Raw genomic sequence first — 20,007 nt, 5'->3', positions numbered from 1 at the left:
GGGATGGGTGCAGGCGACGGGTAGCAGGCGTGTGTAGGTTGGGTTTGCGTCAACCTGCGGCTTCCTCGAATCAGCATTATGTGTTGGGTTTCGTTGCAAGGGCGCAACCTAAGCTCTTTAAACTAGAATATAAAGTAAATTTAAGGGGTTAATTATTATGCAAAGTATTAAAGTGCGATCGCGCGTCGGTGCAGACGGGATGCTGCATTTGCAAATCCCCGGTGGCATCAAAGATACAGATTTGGAAGTTATTGTAGTTTTCCAGCCGATTGTACCAGCAACTGAGGCTAAAACAGCGGAAGATTTAGGCTGGTCGCCGGGTTTTTTTGAGACAGTAATAGGAAGTTGGGAGGGAGAACCGCTTGTTCGTCCTGAGCAGTTGGAATATGAAATCAGGGAAGAATTGCTGTGATTTATCTTTTAGACACCAATACTTGCATCCGTTTGTTAAATCCCGACCGCAACTCATCGGTATCTCGCCGACTAGCAATGATGCGGTCAGGTGATGTAGCAATATGCTCTGTAGTTAAAGCAGAACTTTACTGGGGTGCTTTTAAAAGTTCTCGTCAAGATAGCAATCTAGCTAGACTAGAACGTTTTTTCAATGAGTTTGTAAGTTTGCCTTTTGATGACCCTTCGGCCCTAATTTACGGTCAAATTCGCGCTCAATTAGCTGCATCTGGGACACCAATTGGCCCTAATGACCTTTTGATTTCCTCTATTGCTCTTGCCAACAACCTAATCGTGGTAACTCACAATACCCGCGAATTCAGCCGCGTTGAGGGTTTGCGTCTGGAGGACTGGGAGATAGAGGCATGAGTTAGATTTATCTCAGATATTGCACCTTTCTTAATAAGCTGTAGGGGCGGGTTCACCAATAGCCTTAAAGGGTGCAAACAGGTTAAATAAACCCGCCCCCACCCACTCAGATGTATCGAGTTAGCCTACAATCAAAATCAAAAGCTCGATCGCAACAATGACTGCAATCAAAATAAAACTATGAAATTCACCCTAGATGTAGAAAACAATCCCACAGGCTGGCCAGACCACACTCAACTACCAGAATCCGACGGCACTTTTGTGAAAAACTTTCAAGAACTTCCCCAAAGCATTCTGTTAACCGATTCAATTACTCCTGTCTTCCAAAACATTCATCCAGATGGTAACTATTGTATCGGTCAAGACAGCGGCATTTATTGGCGGTTGACAGAGCCGCTAGAACGGGGTGCAGAAGCACCGGACTGGTTTTATGTTCCCAACGTTCCGCCCACAATTGACGGTCAATTGCGCCGTTCCTATGTGATGTGGCAAGAATTTGTAGCGCCGTTAATTGTGTTGGAGTTTGTATCGGGAAATGGTGCCGAAGAACGGGACAGAACGCCTTTATTGCGATCGGGTCAACAGGAAACTAAGCCCGGTAAATTCTGGATTTATGAAAATGTCATCCGTCCGGCTTTTTACGGAATTTATGAAGTGACAAAGGCGAGTGTTGAAGTTTACCATTTAGTAGATAATAGCTATCATTTAGTCCCGGCAAACGATCGCAATCATTATCCCATTCAACCGTTAGGAGTGGAATTGGGCATCTGGCAGGGGAGGTATCAAAATGCTGAGTTACCTTGGCTGCGCTGGTGGGATAGTGCAGGGAATCTGTTGTTAACGGGCTTTGAAACAGTAGATCAAGAGCGGCAAAGAGCCGATCGCACTCAGCAAGAATTAGAGCAATTGCGCGCTCAATTGCGATCGGCCGGCATTGAACCGGAATTGTGAGGGAAACCATTGCTGGGACGATGATCGCACTCTTGTACAATCATTCCTGGAGGCAGAAACCTGGTTTTTTTACGAAAATATTGAATCGTAGCCTTTAATATCGGTAAAAAACCCGGTTTCTTTGGTAAGCTATTCTGCGTTTAAATTATAAATAATCAATTAAGTTCTTTGTGGGATGGGCATCTTGCCCGCCCCAAATATGCAATTTTAATGCACAATAGCTTATCCAATTTAATCACCTTAATTCTAACACAAAAACCCCAATGCCACGCATCTTTGACAACATCGAAATATCCCTACTTCCCGCACTCCGAGAAACCATCAAACTCTCCTATCGATCCGATTTTTGCGTTGGCTACTTCAATCTCAGGGGATGGCGGAGCATTGGCGATTTAATCGAAACATACGTGGGCAATCAAGGAAACTGCTGCCGCCTTTTAGTCGGAATGCAAAGATTGCCTTCCGATGAATTGAATGCTAGTCTTAGCCTGCGTTCCCATCACAGCGGGATTGACAATAGTGAAATCAATCGGCTCAAAAAGCGGATGGCTGAAGAATTTCGGCAACAGCTTACAATCGGCGCTCCAAACGATGAAGACGAGAAAGGTTTGCAACGATTGAGCTATCAAATTAAAACCCAAAAAGTTATTGTTAAATTATTCTTAGCTTACCCGCTACACGCCAAGCTATATCTCGTGCACCGTCACGATCCAACCACTCCGATTGTGGGGTTTTTGGGTAGCAGCAATCTAACTTTATCGGGACTTTCCAAACAAGGGGAATTGAATATTGATATTTTAGATGGCGATGCTTGTAATAAATTGCAAAAATGGTTTGACAACCGCTGGGAACAATATGGCTGCATTGATATTTCTCAAGAACTTGCAGAAATTATCGATCGCAGTTGGGCGCGAACAGAAACAATTCCACCATACCACATTTACCTAAACATAGTCTATCACCTATCTCGCGAAGCCATTGCCGGTCTTGCGGAGTTTCGCATTCCCAAAGAGTTTAAAGGTTTATTTAGGTTTCAAGAAGAAGCTGTTAAATTAGCCGCCCGTCACATTACCAAACGCGGCGGCGTGATTATTGGCGACGTTGTGGGTTTGGGCAAAACTTTAGTCGGTACGGCGATTGCCAAAATCTTACAAGAAGATTATCTCTTAGAAACACTGATTATTTGTCCGAAAAACTTGGTAAAAATGTGGCAAGAATATGCAGATGATTATCGGCTATTTGCCAAGGTTTTATCCATCAGCCTGGTGCAGCAAGAATTGCCAGAATTGCGACGCTATCGAGTTGTGTTGATTGATGAAAGTCACAATCTTCGCAACCGACAAGGTAAGCGCTATCGAGCAATTCAGGAATATATTGCAGCTAACGAAAGTAAATGTATTCTACTTTCGGCAACTCCCTATAACAAAACTTATTTAGATTTATCTTCTCAGTTACGCTTGTTTGTTCCTGAAGACGAAAATTTAGGACTGCGGCCCGAAGCTTTGCTGAATGAATTGGGCGGCGGAATTGAAGGAGAATTAGAATTTATCAAGCGCCATCAATGTTCGGTTCGCTCTTTAGCAGCCTTTGAAAAAAGCGGACATCCCGATGATTGGCGAGACTTGATGAAGCGCTATATGATGAGACGAACTCGCTCGTTTATTAAAGATAATTATGCCGAAAATGATCCAGAAACCGATCGCAAATATCTACAATTTGCCGATCGCACTCGCTCCTATTTTCCCAGCCGCATCCCCAAAACCATCAAGTTTAGCTTAGACAACTCCGCAGCCAGCTTGTCGCCCCAGCCTGACTTTGAGGAAATTGTCGAAGTAATTAACGCCCTAAATCTGCCGCGTTACGGGCTGGGAAACTACATCGCCAAAAAGCCCAAACAAGCACCGACAGAAGCCGAACAGCGACAGTTAAATGCCCTTTCCCGCGCAGGCCGCAGCTTGATGGGTTTTTCGCGCACAAACCTGTTTAAACGGCTGGAAAGCAGCGGTAGTGCGTTTATTCAGTCCCTTGAGCGACACATCCTACGCAATTTTGTGTACTTATATGCGATCGACCATAACTTAGATATCCCGATCGGCACCCAGGATGCAGACTTGTTAGATACCCGCAACATCGACGAAGATGCTGATTCTGTAGTGGCTAACAGTTTGGAGGCAGAAGAAATCGACGATGAGGCGGGCGAAACCTTAGATATCGAAGCCCAATTGCTGTTAAGCGAAAAAGCTTTTAAACAGCGGGCAGAAGTTGTTTATCAAGAATATCAAAATCGTTACCAGCGCAGGTTTAAATGGCTGGGAACCCACTTGTTTGATACTAAGAAGCTAAAACGGGATTTGTTAGCAGATGCCCGCTGTGTCATGCAAATTTTGCAAACTTGCGGTTACTGGCATTCTCAACCCGATGAAAAGTTAGCGGCTTTGGTGAAGTTGGTAACAGAAACTCATCCCGGTGAGAAGGTACTAATTTTTACTCAGTTTGCCGATACAGTGCGCTACATAACTGATAACTTAACACGGTTAAATATTGCCGGAGTTGCAGCGGTGACAGGGCAAACAAAAGACCCGACGGAACTCACATTAAGGTTTAGTCCTGCTAGCAGCGGTAAGCGGAATACAGTCTCGCCCGATCGAGAATTGCGGATATTAGTTGCTACGGATATTCTGAGTGAAGGTCATAATTTGCAAGACTGCGGAATCATTGTTAACTATGACTTACCTTGGGCAATTATTCGGTTGATTCAGCGGGTGGGAAGAGTTGATAGAATCGGACAACAAGCTGAGCAGATTTTATGTTATTCGTTTTTGCCTGCTGAGGGAATCGAAAATATTATTAATCTGCGGGGAAGACTGCGGCGGCGCTTACAAGAAAATGCCGAAGTTGTGGGAACCGATGAATCCTTTTTTGAGGACGATGATCCACAAGTTATTTTGGATATTTATAATGAAAAATCAGGGATTTTAGACGGAGAAGAAGATGGCGAAGTTGATTTGACTTCCGAAGCTTTTCAAATTTGGAAAAATGCCACAGACAATAATCCAACTTTGAAAAAAACCATTGAATCAATGCCGAATGTAGTTTATTCAACTCGTTCTCATACTCCCGCGCCGATGCAGCCGGAAGGAGTTTTATTATACATGAAAACAGCCGAGGGAAATGATTCGTTAATTTGGGTCGATCGCGCTGGGAACAGTGTTACTCAGTCGCAATTGGCAATTTTAAGGGTTGCAGCTTGCGATGAATCTACGCCAGCTATTCCTAGGGATAAACAGCATCACGAATTGGTCAAAAAAGGGGCGGAATTGATCGCAGAAGAAGAACAAAACGCGGGCGGACAATTGGGGCGGCCTTCCGGTGCTCGGTTCCGAACTTACGATCGCCTAAAACGATATGCACAGCAAATGCAGGGTACAATATTTGCATCTGATGAATTGGTAAAGGCGATCGACCAAATCTACCGCTATCCCCTGCGCCAGTCAGCCATTGACACCTTGAATCGGCAGTTAAAAAGCGGTATTGGTGACAACCAGCTAGCAGAATTAGTTGTAGCGATGCGGATAGATGACCGTTTGTGCATCGTCAACGAAGACGATGAAAAACGGGAACCAATGATTATTTGTTCATTAGGTTTGTTCGAGGGAACAGAAAGCTAGACTCAAGAAACCGGGTTTTTTAGCTAATCTCCCGACTCCGCCCAAAAATCTGGGAAAAACCCGGTTTCTGGCCACCCCTACAAACCTAGACTCAAGAAACCGGGTTTTTTCCCTAATCTCGTGACTCCGCCCATAATTATCGTAAAAACCCGGTTTCTGGCCACCCCTACAAACCTTTAATCCAAAATACAATAACCAAAATCATCATTATGTCTCTCAACATTCAACAAGCGCGCCAACTCATCCAAGAATTTGACTTTAGCAAATTATTCATCCGCGAACTCGGTTGGTCAAATCCAGCATCCCAGAAAGCCGCACCCTTATTAGTAGGCGATGAGACATACTCCCGCCAGCAAATCGCCCAACTCTTAGGAGTAGTTGTATTTGAAATTAGCAGCCCTAGCGGTCAAATTCCCAATAGCAACCAAAGACTCACAATTTATCGCGAACTCGTCCAAATATCCGGCGAAAACCTCTTGATATTTGTAGACAAAAACCGCACCCAAAGTCTGTGGTATTGGGTGAAACGGGACGGCCAAAAACTGTATCCCCGCGACCACGTATACGTCAAGGGCGAACCTTGCGACTTGCTGTTGAGTAAAATCAGCAGTTTAAAAATATCATTAGCAGAATTAGAAACGCTATCGGTGATTGATGTCGCCCAAAGATTGCAAGCAGGATTGGATGTCGAACGAGTTACCAAGAAGTTTTTTGCAGAATTCCAACAGCAGCATATCGAATTTTTGCAAGTAATTCAGGGGATTGACAAAGAAAGCGATAGACGCTGGTATACATCCGTTTTGCTAAACCGCTTGATGTTTGTTTATTTCTTGCAGCGCAAAGGATTTATAGATGGCGGCAAAATGCTGTACTTGCAGGAAAAATTAGCAGAAAGCAAGCAGCGGGGAACGGATTTATTTTATTCGGAATTCCTGAATGCGCTATTTTTTGAAGGATTTGCTAAACCCCTCGATGCGCGACAGTCTGACGTTCAAAAATTGATTGGGGAAATTAAATATTTGAACGGTGGACTGTTTCTGCAACATACCATCGAACAACATTATCCTAACATCGCCATAGCCGACGCTGCTTTTGAGAAAATCTTAGATTTATTTGAGCGATATTCTTGGAATTTAGACGATACAGTGGGCGGGAAGGAAAACGAAATTAATCCGGCAGTTTTGGGATACATTTTTGAGAAATACATTAACCAAAAAGCCTTTGGCGCTTATTATACCAGACCGGAAATCACCGAATATTTGTGCGACAGAACGATTAACAAACTAATTCTCGATAAAATCAACCATGCCCTTAACTCTTCTTCCCATGCCCAATCCCCCATGCCCGATGCCCAATTCCCGATTACCCGTCAATTTGAAACAATCACCGAACTCCTGACAAATTTAGACGCAAACCTCTGCCGCCGCCTGCTAGAAGAAATTCTGCCAAATCTAAGCTTATTAGACCCAGCTTGCGGTTCCGGCGCGTTCTTAGTCGCGGCGATGAAAACCCTAATTTACATCTATTCAACTGTCATCGGTAGAAGCAAGTTTTTCACCGACGATTACCTCACAAACTTACTCAAAAAAATAGAATCCGAGCATTTGTCCCTCAACTACTACATCAAAAAACGGATTATTAGCGACAACCTCTACGGCGTGGATATCATGCCGGAAGCGGTAGAAATTGCTAAACTGCGCTTGTTTTTAGCTTTGGTTTCGGCGGCGCACGATGTCAGCGAGTTGGAACCGCTGCCGAATATTGATTTTAATATTATGGCGGGTAATTCCTTAATTGGATTGATTCGGGTAGACGAAGAAAGATTTGATATGGTGGGAGATTCGCGGCAAGGAAATTTGCTGCAACCTTTAGCAGCTATGGATTACCAGAAAATCTTAGCTGAGAAGAATCAATCGATTGATTTGTACAAAAAACACGCTTTTGAGTCCGGGGAACAAGCCGCAGGTTCTCAAGAATCTCGGTTGTTATTGTTGCGTGGTCACATCGAACAGTTAAATTGGGAGTCGCAAGCTAAGTTAAATCAGTTATTGTTGAATGAGTTTATCCGGCTGAAAATTAAGTATGAAGATGTGCAGTTATCGGGGAAACCGAAGAAACGAGATTTGACGATTGATGATATTGCCGAGTTGCAGCCGTTTCATTGGGGATATCATTTTGATCGAGTCTTGGAACGCGGCGGGTTTGATGCGATTATTGCTAATCCGCCCTGGGAAACTTTCAAGCCGCAATCTAAGGAGTTTTTTGCTCAGCATAGCGAATTAGTGACCAAGAAAAAGATGGATATTAAAGCTTTTGAGAAGGAGCAAAAAAAACTATTGCAAGATGCTGATGTTGCTGATGCTTGGCTGGAATATCAAAGCAAATTTCCTCATATTAGTGCTTACTATCGTTCTGCGGAACAGTACAAAAATCAGATTTCAATTGTCAATGGGAAGAAAGCTGGAACAGATATTAATTTGTATAAGCTGTTTGTAGAACTATGCTTTAATTTACTTTGCGATAAGGGTGAGTGTGGGATTGTGATTCCTAGCGGTATCTACACCGATTTGGGGACTAAGCAACTGCGAGAAATGTTGTTTGAGCAAACTAACGTCACGGGTTTATTTTGTTTGGAGAATCGGCGCACAATTTTTGAGGGAGTTGATAGCCGTTTTAAAATTGTTGTTCTCACTTTTGAAAAAGGCAGCACAACAACTGAGTTTCCGTCGGCTTTTATGCGGCTAGATGTGCAGGAACTGCAAGGATTTCCCAATGACGAGAGTTTGAAAATTAGCGTTGAATTGGTGCGAAGGTTATCTCCTGATTCTCTGTCGGTGATGGAGTTTAAAAATCTGGGAGATATTCGGATTGCCGAGAAAATGCTCCAATTCCCTTTGCTTGGCGAAAAGATTGATGGTAAGTGGAATCTGCGGTTAACTGCTGAATTTCACATGACTAATGACAGTCATTTATTTAAGCAAGAAGCTGGTAATGGGAGGCTGCCACTTTATGAAGGGAAAATGATTCATCAATTCAATCATAAGTGGGGACAGCCAAAGTATTGGATAAATGAAGATGAAGGACGACAAAATTTATTAGGAAAAAAAGGTTTAGATAGCGGTCAACAATTGGAATATCAAAAATATCGTCTGTGTTTTAGGGATGTGGCATCAAGCACTAATGAGCGGACTATGATTGCAGCCATCATTCCCAAAAAACTTTTCACTGGCAATACACTGATTGTCGCTAACTCATCAATAGAATCAAAGGAATTATTGTTGGCTCTTTCTATCTTAAATAGTTTTGCCTGCGATTTTATAATTCGTCAAAAAGTGACTGCACATTGCAATATGTTCTATGTCTACCAGCTACCAGTCCCCCGCTTAACATCAGGCGAGAAATACTTCTGGGACATCGTACAACGCGCGGCCAAACTCATCTGCACCGCGCCAGAGTTTGACGAATTAGCGGCAGAAGTCGGCTTAAATTCCCACAAAGAAGGCGTTACCGATGAAACAGAACGGGCTAAATTGCGCGCAGAATTAGACGGCATCATCGCTCATCTTTATGGCTTAACTGAAGCGGAATTTGCTCATATTTTGACCACTTTTCCGATTGTGCCAGAAACTGTCAAACAAGCGGCATTGGTAGCTTATCGCAGTTTTGCGGCGTGAGATTAGTTATCGGCAGAATCTTCGGGATTATCTTCAGGAAAAACAACATCTTCATACAGCAGAGAAATCGGACAACAGAAATCAACGCTAGTAAAATCAACTTGTAGTTCTGTCCCGTCGGTAGTTGTTGCGTCAAGGGAATAAGCCGTGAGCTCCCATTTGCCTTTTTCATTAATTCGATAGCACTCTACATTCAGGCGATCGGCTTCTATCAGAACATATTCTTTTAAACTTTCAATTTGACGGTAATGTCTAAATTTCTGACCGCGATCGAATCCCTCTGTACCTGGAGATAGCACTTCGACAATTAAACAGGGATGATAAATAACTTTACGCGCTCTTTGGTCTTGCGGATCGCAACTAACCATCACGTCAGGATAGTGAAAAGGGCCATTTTGCGAAACCCCTATTTTGGCATCTGCCATAAAGACTTTACAACCTTTACCCCGCAGGTGATTTTTAAGTCCAGAGGCTAAATTCAAGGCAATAGAAGTATGGGGGAGGGTTCCCCCGGTCATAGCAAAGACTTCCCCATTAATGTATTCATATTTAATGGGTTGTTGTTCTTCCCATTCCAGATATTCTTGGGGAGTTATGAATTGAGGTTGTAGTTGAGCAATCATTTGAAATATCTCCTTCGATTTTGGACTATAAATTTAACCAATTTATTAAAGTTTTATCATAATTTATGATAGCGAGAGGGCGGGTTTATGAGATTGTAAATTATGGGTAGGGAAACGGCAATGCCCATTAGTGTCAACTTAAGCCTGAAACCCATATAAATGTGGCTTTTAGGCAAAGTCTAGATCCCCCTCGCATCCCCCGAAAGCAAGGGGGACTTTGATCGGACTCTTGTTCCCCCCTTATTAATGGGGGTGCCAGGGAGATCTGGCCTTAATCGTCAAACAGTCGTCTCTGACTGGGTTTGACCTTAAGTTGACACCTATGGGCTCTTGGAGTGTCCTCCCCAGTCCGCACACCGGAAACGGCAGTGCCATTTCCCCACAGATTGTCCAAAAAGATGTAACGAGTTGTAAAGTATAATGAAAACAAAGTGAATATAGAGGCCAAGTAGTATTAAATGCGAGTTGCGATCGCCGGAGCCGGCTTAGCAGGACTTTCCTGTGCAAAATATCTCACCGATGCGGGCCACACCCCCATCCTCCTAGAAAGTCGGGACGTACTCGGCGGTAAAGTGGCCGCCTGGAAAGATGCAGACGGCGACTGGTACGAAACCGGCCTCCACATCTTCTTCGGTGCATACCCAAATATGCTCCAATTATTCAAAGAACTTGACATCGAAGACAGGCTGCAATGGAAACAGCACTCAATGATTTTCAATCAGCCGGAAACGCCCGGAACCTATTCGCGCTTTGATTTTCCGAATATTCCGGCTCCGTTGAATGGCCTTGTGGCTATCCTCAGAAACAACGATATGCTCACCTGGGGCGAAAAAATCAGTTTCGGCCTCGGTTTGATTCCGGCGATACTTCAGGGCCAAAAATACGTTGAAGAAATGGACAAATACTCCTTTTCCGACTGGCTGAAAAAGCAAAATGTCCCCCCCAGAGTCGAAAAAGAAGTATTCATCGCCATGTCTAAGGCGCTGAATTTTATTGACCCCCACGAAATATCTGCAACCATTCTGCTGACAGCCCTCAACCGCTTCTTGCAAGAGACAAAAGGCTCGAAAATGGCTTTTTTAGACGGCCCCCCTACGGAGAGGTTGTGTCAGCCGATGGTAGACTACATAACTGAGCACGGTGGCGAAGTCCGGCTGAATGCACCCATTGGTGAGTTTTTGCTGAACGATGACAACACGGTGCGCGGCTTCCAGATTCGGGGCGTGAAAGGGGCAGAGTCAGAAGTTCTGACGGCCGATATTTACGTTTCGGCGATGCCGGTTGACCCGCTGAAGTTGATGATGCCGAAACCTTGGGGCAAAATGGATTATTTCAAAAAGCTCGAAGGTTTGGAGGGTGTACCGGTGATTAATGTACACTTGTGGTTCGATCGCAAGCTGACAGATATCGACCATTTGCTATTCTCGCGATCGCCCTTGCTGAGTGTCTACGCCGATATGAGCAACACCTGTCGCGAATATGCCAACCCAGACAAATCAATGCTGGAACTGGTACTCGCACCGGCAAAAGACTGGATAGGCAAATCCGACGAAGATATCGTCGCCGCCACAATGGTCGAGTTAGAAAAACTCTTTCCTGACCAAATCCCAGACCACGCCAAAGTGCTGAAATATCACGTAGTCAAAACCCCACGTTCCGTCTACAAAGCCACTCCCGGCCGTCAAGAGTGCCGTCCCACACAAACAACTCCGATTAGTAATTTCTATCTAACGGGGGATTATACGATGCAGCGTTATCTGGCGAGTATGGAAGGTGCCGTGCTTTCTGGTAAGCTGACAGCGCAGGCTATTTCAACAGCCAATAACAAATGAAAAATTAAGAATTTTTCATAAAGCAGTAAAAAATCTCCCGTTGTCTCAACGGGGGAATGTCAGTTCTAATCTTTAAATTTCTTATTCTCGGATGCTGCAACTGTCAAAACTCCAGTGCATGAGAACTCTGGCTTCTTTGGATGAATCCTACGAACTGTGTCGCCAAGTCACAGCGAGTTATGCCAAAAATTTTTATTTAGGCACTCAACTCATGCCCGAAGCCAAGCGTCGGGCTATCTGGGCGATTTACGTCTGGTGCCGCCGCACCGACGAACTCGTAGACGGGCCTGGTTCTGAGGCTACGACCCCTGAAACCCTAAATTTGTGGGAAAAACGCCTAGAATCGCTGTTTGCGGGGCATCCGCACGACGATTACGATGTCGCTTTGGTGGATACTTTGTCTCGTTTTCCGATCGACATTGGGCCGTTTCGAGAGATGATTGCGGGCCAGCAAATGGACTTGTACCGCAGCCGCTACGAAACTTTTGAAGAGCTCAATCTTTACTGTTATCGAGTAGCGGGCACCGTCGGGCTGATGTCGATGTCTGTGATGGGCGTAGACGAATCGAGTTCCGCTGCTAACTGGAATTGGCACTGGGCAAATAGAATTCCTAAAGAAGAAGCCATCGCCCTCGGTATTGCCAAGCAGTTGACTAATATTCTGCGCGATGTCGGAGAAGATGCGCGTCGCGGCCGCATTTACATTCCCTTAGAAGATTTAGCGCTGTTTAACTACACTGAAGAAGATTTATTCAACGGTGTAATTGACGAACGCTGGCGGGAATTGATGCGGTTTCAAATTCAGCGAGCTCGCAAGCTGTACACTAGCGCCGAACCGGGAATCAAAGTGCTCAGTCCCGATATTCGCTGGACAGTTTGGGCTGCGACAATGTTGTACAGTAAGATATTAAATGCGATCGAACGCAATCAGTACGATGTTTTTCAGAAGCGGGCTTATGTTCGCAATTCTCAGAAACTGCTGTGTCTCCCCGCCGCTTGGATGAAGTCAAAAGTGCTTTAGCCACGGGCAATTTTGCTGGCGATTCGGGAAGGGGTAAGGGGTATTTGTCAAGTTACAAATTATATGATGTCCAGCAAATTGCATATTAGATTGGTAGGGACACGGCAGTGCCGTGTCCTTAGCTGTTGTGTGTTAATCTAAGTCAAATGGGTGGTGTAGCGGGTGGAATGTTCAATTGGGCGATCGAACTTTCCAGTAATTGCTTTTCCTGCTGAAGTTTTGCCTCTAAATTTTGAATTTGTTCTCGGCGGGCTTCAACTTCAATCAAGCGGCGAGACAACTCTTGACTCTGCAAAGTCAGAGATTGCCGCCACTCTTCTGCTTTCTGGGCTTCCTGCTGCAAAAAATCGGGAGTAAAGCCTGTGGTTAAATACTTCTGAACTAATTCTAGCACCCAGTTTGTAGCTGCTTCAATATTCAAAACCTTGCTATTTTCGCCAATATCTGCTAATACTAGCATCCCTTCATTTAAAACATTTTGAGCAAAATCTGGCGGTAGCGTCAAGACAGTTTCTTGAAAAAGCATAGCCCAAGTCTCATCAGAATTTTGACAAGCCAACAATTGCAGACTTATCTCACCTAAAATTTCCTTCTTTTGTACTTGGGCTAAATATAGCATCAGGGTAATTGGTAATTGGTAATCACCTCAGAAACCGGGTTTCTTTCGAGATTTATCGTACTAAACAGAAAATTTCGTAGAAACCCGGTTTCTCACCCCACCCGCGACTAATCACCTCAGAAACCGGGTTTCTTTCGAGATTTATCGTCACTAAACAGAAAATTTCGTAGAAACCCGGTTTCTCACCCCACCCGCGAATGAGTGGGCTGCTGACTAATGACTAATAGGTGAGTGAGGGCGGGTTTTGCCATTTTTTTAGTCATTTGTATCATATATCCTTAGCTAAACCCGCCCCTACAAAATGACTAATGACTAATGACTGGTGACTAATTACTCATTAAAACAATTTTAGCCGATCGCGCAAAATCTCCGCCTGTTTCTCGGCCTCAGCCAAACCATCCCGCGCCACCTGAACCACTTGCGGATCAGCCTTATCCACAAACTTCTGATTAGTCAAACGCGCCGCAGTATGCTTAATTTCAGCTTCCACCTTGCCCAGCTTCTTCTCCAACTTACCACGCAAAGCCGCCAAATCGACCACCCCAGCCAGAGGAATCAATACTTGCACAGTACCGACAACCCCAGCAATTGTCTGTCCCAAATCTGCATCCAAACTAGCTGTTACTGTCAGATTTTCTACCCTTGCCAAATCTTTAATGTAAACGCCTCCATCCGAGATAATCTGGCGTTCTTTCTCGCTTTCACTTTGCAAAATCGCCGTCACTTTCAGTCCAGGTTTGATATCAGAATCTGCCCGCAAATTGCGAATAGTCCGAATCACGCCAAATAGTAACTCAAACTGTTGTTCCAATTCTGGATTAATCAGCGATGGTTCTGGTTCAGGATAAGCTTGCAAAGCCAAACATTGATCGTCACCTGTTTGAGTCAGAGTGTGCCAAATCTCCTCAGTAATGTGCGGCATAAAAGGATGCAGCAGTTTCAGAATCCCTTCCAACACAAAGGCAAAAGTTTGCTGCGCCACTTTCTTAGAATTTGGTTCAGCATCCTGTTGTAAGCGAGACTTGACTAACTCAATGTACCAGTCGCAAAAATCGCCCCAAATAAACTCGTAAAGTCCCTTCGCCGCTTCTCCCAAACCGTAATTTTCCAAACAAGTGCGACTTTGTTGTACAACTTGATAATAGCGAGAAAGAATCCACCGATCGCACAATTCCAAACCAGTACCTTCAACAGTAGGACTTCCCAACTGCTGCGGAGTCTGTCCCTCCAGATTCATCATCACAAACCGGGCCGCATTCCACAACTTATTCGTGAAATTCCGCGAGGACTCGACTGATTTCGATTCATCAGTTTTGCGATCGTACTCCATGCGAATATTCTGCCCAGCCCCAATCACTTCCTTAACCAAAGTGTAGCGCAAAGCATCAGTCCCGTACTTCGCAATCAACAACAGCGGGTCAATACCATTGTTTTTACTTTTAGACATTTTGTGACCATTTTCATCCAACACCAAACCGTGAATATAAACAGTATCAAAAGGCATCTTTTCCGTAAAATGTCCAGCCATCATCGTCATTCTAGCAACCCAGAAAAAGATGATATCAAAACCCGTCACCAGAGTAGTTGTCGGGTAGTAAAAATCAAAATCCTTAGTTTCGTCCGGCCATCCCAAAGTTGAGAAAGGCCATAATCCAGAGGAAAACCAAGTATCCAATACATCTGGATCTCTTGCTAATTCGACATCTTTGCCAAACTTAGCCTCCGCTTTTTCCCTAGCCTCAGCTTCAGTTTTCGCCACCACAAACGGCGTTGTATCAGTAATTTCGCCGTTAGTTTCGCTAACAGCATACCAAGCCGGGATTTGGTGTCCCCACCACAATTGGCGGGAGATACACCAATCTTTTAGCTTCACCAACCAATCGCGATAAACCTTTGTCCATCTGTCAGGAACAAAGACTGGTGAGTTACTTTGGTCTAATGCTTCTAAAGCGCGTTGAGAAAGCGGATCGATCTTGACAAACCATTGAGTAGACAGCAACGGTTCGACGGGGACTTTGCCACGTTCGCTGTACGGTACTGTATGTTTGTAATCTTCAATTTTTACTAAAACGCCGTCTGTTTCTAACCGCTTTACCACATTTTTGCGGGCGACAAATCTGTCTTGTCCGTTGAACTCTCCGGCATTTTCATTTAAAGTACCGTCCTTGTTCATGATGTTGATAAACGGCAAATTGTGGCGCTTACCCATCTCGAAGTCATTCGGATCGTGGGCTGGAGTGACCTTAACACAACCAGTTCCGAAAGTTGGATCGACAAACTCATCGGCAATGATGGGAATTTCACGATTGATAATGGGCAAAGTGACAGTTTTACCGATAAGATGTTTGTAGCGATCGTCCTGTGGATTCACCGCCACCCCGGTATCGCCCAACATCGTCTCCGGCCGAGTCGTCGCCACCTCCAAATAACCAGAACCGTCGGTCAAAGGATAGCGGAAATGCCACAAATGCCCTTCAACTTCCTGCTGGTCAACCTCCAAATCCGACACAGCAGACTGACTCGCCGGACACCAATTCACCAAGTAATTGCCGCGATAAATCAGCCCCTCATCGTAGAGGCGAACAAAGGCTTCTAAAACCGCAGCGGATAAGCCTTCATCCATCGTAAAGCGTTCCCGCGACCAATCGACAGACACGCCCAAACGCCGGAGTTGATTAGTAATAGTATTGCCAGACTCAGCTTTCCATTCCCAGGCCCGTTCTAAGAATTTTTCTCGACCTAAATCGTGGCGAGTTTTGCCTTCTGCTTTGAGTTGTTTTTCGAGAATAGTTTGAACTGCGATACTAGCATGATCTGTTCCTGGCAACCACAGGGTATTGCGTCCAATCATGCGGTGATAGCGGACGAGGACATCAATGAGGGTTTCTTCAAAGGCGTGTCCCATGTGGAGGCTGCCGGTCACGTTGGGCGGCGGAATGACGACGCAGTAGGGTTCGCCGCCTGCTTCAGGGTCTGCTTTGAAGGTTTGATTATCTTCCCAGTATTTTTGCCACTTGGTTTCGGTGGCGAGGGGGTCGTATTGGGGCGGTAGGTTTGCGGTCATGGTGGCTTTGGATTTGTCTGTTATCCAGATTGTGCCACATCGGGGGGGAGAGTATGGGGAATTTGGGGGAAAGTGCGATCGATTTAATTCTCAACTCGTCTGGAAACTAGATTATTTGACTTCCTTGTAATCCACCCCATAACTCGTATCTCTCCCCGACAAATACGTAGTTTTCCCCGTTAAAGTCTCCAGAGTTTGCTTTGTTTTACTCGAAGTAATCGTATTCAGCGGCACTCCCAACTTGCTCGCCAAACCCGCCGCCACGCCCACACCTTGTCCTTGATAAATATTTACTGTCGCAATTCGCCCGACTGATACCGCCATACCGACATATCCGGACGATCGCCCTACAATAGCCAAATTACTCACTTTACTAGCCAAAGCGCTCTCTATCCCAAAATTATACGTCGGCAGCGGTGGAATTCTCGAACCCAAATCCTTGACTCCGCCCCGCAAGTCGAAATCGTAGGAAAAACTGCCGATCGACTTTTCGGGTAATGTGCCACCTTGAATAATCTCCTTCCCACTTAGCGGCGCTACCACATCGCGAACATTCAAAGTCTGTCTGATATAAATCTCATCCGGGACAAAAACTCTGACATCTTTACCAGACTTCTTTTGCAGCCATTCTTGCAGATATGACATTTCTTTGAGCATTTCAGCATTCGGTTTTCTGCCGTTAGCTTCCATCTTCATCAATTCGTCTACTTGGTATTTAAATAAAAACCCGTTCCACGACATCGAATTATCTTTATAAACACAAACATTGGCTTTATCAAAGAAGAATCCTTTATCTTGAGTAAACGGCAGATTTCTGTTTACGTGATATGCTGCCCCTATCGCTACGCTTCTGATGTTGTAGCCGTCTCGATAGGCTTGATAAATCGGAGTCAAAAAATTCCTCATCCAGAATTCTGTACTCGCCGGGTCTTTATATTTTGTAATGCTTGCTTTAATCTTTTCTACTAAAGGCGTGTCGTAGAGAATGTCATCTTCTATTTTGCGGAAGTCTGCCATCGTTATCCCGGTAATTGTAGGGACTACAGATACAGCTAAAGTTTCATTCTTTGATTTGATATTTTGCGATTCATATCCTGTATAATAAGATAATCCTGCTTTTCTTGCCAGTTCCGCGTCTTGAGTTACATCAATAAAAGAGTTAGCTTTAATTTTGATATTGCTCTCTTTGACTTCGGCATATTCGATTTTTTGATTGACTACATGAGGAGTCAGAGTTGAGTTGGAAATAACTTTAACTCCGGCTTCCGAAAGCATATCTTTAAGAGCTTTGTCGGCGGTTTTTGGTTCTAAGCAAGATTCGGGGACATTCGCCTTGTCTAAGAATTCTCGGAAACATTGGGCGTAGGGTTGGCGGTACCAGTCGGGGATTTTATCTAAATCGACGTAACCTAAACCGCCGCGGGTGAGTACGCCGCCCAAAAGAGCAGTTGCGTAGTTCGATCGCACGACAGCAACTTTGCCCTTTTCACCTAAAGTCTTCTTTGCCCATATAGCTGCACATATCCCCGGCACTTCATCGCCATACACTACTACATCGAACTTTTGTTCTGGTGATTTGTGGGGTTCTGCGGCGGCGGGGCTGCTGGCTTTTTGTCGCAGAGTTTCGGTGTCTGATGTGGCGCTGGCTGGGTTTCTGTGTGTGATGTCATTGGCAGCTTGTTGGAACTGCGGAGAGTCAACTAAAATTTTTACGGCTACGAAGAAGATTGCGATCGAAGCTAATTTCTTGAAAGTAAAGGGCATTTAGTTGACTCGTTGATAATTTTGGCAGACCTGAAAGCGCTGTTCAGGGTTTACGCAGTTGAATATAACACTTTTAAGTAAGTTTGACATAATTAATATGATGTCCGGTAAATTAACCGCGATACTTATAGGGGCGATTTCACTGACAATTTTTAAGTCTAACTAACAATCTACATAAACCAGCCCCCCACATCAGGATTTTATGGGAGATACAGGCATCTTTTTGAAGTGGTGGGGGCGGGTTTTTATCATTGGTCGATGGGTATCAAATATCAGGCGCGAACCCGTCCCTACCAGAACATCATACAATACGCTTGGGTTAGTGTTTTTTAAAGATATAATTTATCACAAAAAAAGAGGCGCACTGGCGCCTCTCAAATCTTTCATGTCTGGGTTCTAAACACTAACAGCCACTTTCGATTCTTTCGCAGTCAACTTCTCGTAAGTCGCCCGCATCTTCAATCCGACCAATACTTGGAACAAACCTGTTCCATTGTTGGAACCGGGATATTCGCGGTGTTGGAGTAACAGGTGAGTCAACTCGCCTTCGTATTTCGCAGAAGTCTTGCTCAAATGGCTTTCGATGTAAATCACTTCTTCGAGATTCTCGAACTGACCGTCTATTTCCAAAATCGAGACTTCGTGACCGTAGAAAGCGTCGGGCCCGTAGTACATCTTAATTCCGGGATAGGAGCAAGTCAGCTTGCGGCCGCAAGGAACCCAGTTAATTGTTGAACCTTCGTCAAACAAATACGCAGGCTCAAAATTGGCGATGCCTTCGCGCTGGATCATCTGCACTCGCAGAACTTTCCGTTCTTTGTCGTCTTTGATCAAGTTGGTCGGCAATACTTGAATTACCACGTCAGCATATTGCTTTTGCGGGTCGATGTAGGCTGTGAAATCTGGTTTGCGAGCATTGATCGCAAACAGCACGTCTTCGTAACGGTGGCCCCGTTCCGCCATGTCGCGCTGGATTTTCCAAGCAATTTTTACTTCGTCGCTGATGTCGAGGTAGACGCTGAAGTCGAGGAGCGATCGCACTCGCTCGTCATAAAGGGGGTGCAACCCCTCAATCACAATCACGTGATTCGGCTCTATCCGCTCAGCAGGATCGAGCATACCGGTTTCGTGGTTGTAAATCGGCTTATCGATCGCCTGACCTTCTTTGAGCGCCTTCATTTGCTCGGCCATCAGGTCAAAATTGTTCGCTCTGGGGTCAAGGGCGGTAATCCCTGTTTCCTTGCGCTGCTTGCGATCGAGACAATGATAGTCGTCGAGGCAGATTACAGTAACGAAATCTTCCCCGAACAAATCTGTCAATCGGCGCAAAAAAGTAGATTTTCCGCATCCGGAGTCTCCGGCAACGCCAATTAAAACCACGCGATCCGGCTTACTGGTCATAGTTTCCCTCTAACAAAATCACTGTTTACTAACTCAAGTCTAGATTCCACAAAATTTCAGCCCGCAGGTAGCGCGCCGGCTTTGTGCGGCTTTGCTACCCCGAGAGGATCGAGCACTCACCAGCATACAGCAGTCAGTTGACTGCCTGCCAGGGAAGACCCAAGCAATCTTCAAGGCAAGTAATTAATACTAACTTTAGTGGTTAATCTTACCAGAAGGCGTCTGCCCCCTACAAGCTCAACATCATTTAATCAAATCCTGCTTTCAGCAGTTGTGCATTTAAATTGTATATTTCTTGAGCGGTATCAAAACCAGCAAGAATCCTCAGCAGCTCTCGGACTCGGACGCTCTCTCTCATCTTGCCCTCTGTCTCTCCCCAAATCAGAACTACTTCTTGGCGGGGGCGATCCCGCGATCGGGTAAAATATTGGCAGTACGCAGACAACAATAGCTATAGGTCAACACCTGAACGCAGCAGAGCGAGGCAAAGCGCCACGTTCGGCTAATTGGGAATTGAAGACGCGGGCGATCTCGCAACTTCACACCCCGCCCGCGTGGCGAGGCCCAAAGA

The 20,007-nt window shown here is 45.0% G+C and carries 13 protein-coding genes; 7 read left to right on the top strand and 6 right to left on the bottom strand.

All coding sequences use genetic code 11. The features are described 5' to 3' along the window. Positions 1 to 157: 157 nt before the first annotated feature. From QUB68_RS16190 to QUB68_RS16170, 5 genes are all read left to right on the top strand, one after another. A complete protein-coding gene (locus QUB68_RS16190; RefSeq protein WP_332994254.1) occupies positions 158 to 412 on the top strand; it encodes a hypothetical protein in 255 nt (84 codons plus the stop codon). Beyond that, positions 409 to 819, top strand: coding sequence for a type II toxin-antitoxin system tRNA(fMet)-specific endonuclease VapC (gene vapC, locus QUB68_RS16185; protein WP_332994250.1), 411 nt, complete (start codon positions 409 to 411; stop codon positions 817 to 819). Before QUB68_RS16190 ends, vapC begins: the two co-directional genes overlap by 4 nt. 180 nt (positions 820 to 999) lie before the next feature. Then, a complete protein-coding gene (locus QUB68_RS16180; protein WP_332994247.1) occupies positions 1,000 to 1,770 on the top strand; it encodes a Uma2 family endonuclease in 771 nt (256 codons plus the stop codon). A 263-nt stretch (positions 1,771 to 2,033) separates the two neighbouring features. Then, positions 2,034 to 5,438 (top strand): helicase-related protein, encoded by a 3,405-nt coding sequence (locus QUB68_RS16175; RefSeq protein ID WP_332994245.1) that lies wholly within the window; start codon positions 2,034 to 2,036, stop codon positions 5,436 to 5,438. Positions 5,439 to 5,647: 209 nt separating this feature from the next. Beyond that, positions 5,648 to 9,112, top strand: coding sequence for an Eco57I restriction-modification methylase domain-containing protein (locus QUB68_RS16170; protein WP_332994242.1), 3,465 nt, complete (start codon positions 5,648 to 5,650; stop codon positions 9,110 to 9,112). A gap of 2 nt (positions 9,113 to 9,114) precedes the next feature. Here QUB68_RS16170 and QUB68_RS16165 read toward each other — a convergent pair whose 3' ends face one another. After that, entirely contained in the window at positions 9,115 to 9,735 is a 621-nt protein-coding gene (locus tag QUB68_RS16165; RefSeq protein WP_332994240.1) for a Uma2 family endonuclease, read from the bottom strand. Between the two features lie 458 nt (positions 9,736 to 10,193). Here QUB68_RS16165 and pds point away from each other — a divergent pair, with 458 nt between their 5' ends. Both pds and crtB read left to right on the top strand, forming a co-directional pair. Continuing rightward, complete coding sequence (pds, locus tag QUB68_RS16160) at positions 10,194 to 11,567, top strand: 15-cis-phytoene desaturase (RefSeq protein ID WP_332994238.1); 1,374 nt, start codon at positions 10,194 to 10,196, stop codon at positions 11,565 to 11,567. Between the two features lie 91 nt (positions 11,568 to 11,658). Then, positions 11,659 to 12,588 (top strand): 15-cis-phytoene synthase CrtB, encoded by a 930-nt coding sequence (gene crtB / locus QUB68_RS16155; protein ID WP_332994234.1) that lies wholly within the window; start codon positions 11,659 to 11,661, stop codon positions 12,586 to 12,588. 142 nt (positions 12,589 to 12,730) lie between these two features. Here crtB and QUB68_RS16150 read toward each other — a convergent pair whose 3' ends face one another. The 5 genes from QUB68_RS16150 to QUB68_RS16130 form a co-directional block, all read right to left on the bottom strand. Next, complete coding sequence (locus QUB68_RS16150; protein WP_332994232.1) at positions 12,731 to 13,207, bottom strand: hypothetical protein; 477 nt, start codon at positions 13,205 to 13,207, stop codon at positions 12,731 to 12,733. 337 nt (positions 13,208 to 13,544) lie between these two features. Continuing rightward, on the bottom strand, positions 13,545 to 16,271 hold the full coding sequence (locus tag QUB68_RS16145) for a valine--tRNA ligase (RefSeq protein ID WP_332994229.1): 2,727 nt from the start codon (positions 16,269 to 16,271) through the stop codon (positions 13,545 to 13,547). Between the two features lie 111 nt (positions 16,272 to 16,382). Then, positions 16,383 to 18,035, bottom strand: a complete 1,653-nt coding sequence (locus QUB68_RS16140) for an FAD-dependent oxidoreductase (protein WP_332994227.1) — start codon at positions 18,033 to 18,035, stop codon at positions 16,383 to 16,385. A gap of 396 nt (positions 18,036 to 18,431) precedes the next feature. Further along, positions 18,432 to 19,436, bottom strand: a complete 1,005-nt coding sequence (locus QUB68_RS16135) for a phosphoribulokinase (protein ID WP_332994225.1) — start codon at positions 19,434 to 19,436, stop codon at positions 18,432 to 18,434. A 247-nt stretch (positions 19,437 to 19,683) separates the two neighbouring features. Next, positions 19,684 to 19,881, bottom strand: coding sequence for a hypothetical protein (locus QUB68_RS16130; RefSeq protein ID WP_332994224.1), 198 nt, complete (start codon positions 19,879 to 19,881; stop codon positions 19,684 to 19,686). Positions 19,882 to 20,007 lie beyond the last annotated feature (126 nt).

Source organism: Microcoleus sp. A006_D1 (genome assembly GCF_036702805.1).
Classification (GTDB): Bacteria; Cyanobacteriota; Cyanobacteriia; order Cyanobacteriales; family Microcoleaceae; genus Microcoleus.
This window is presented reverse-complemented; position numbering and strand designations above follow the sequence as displayed.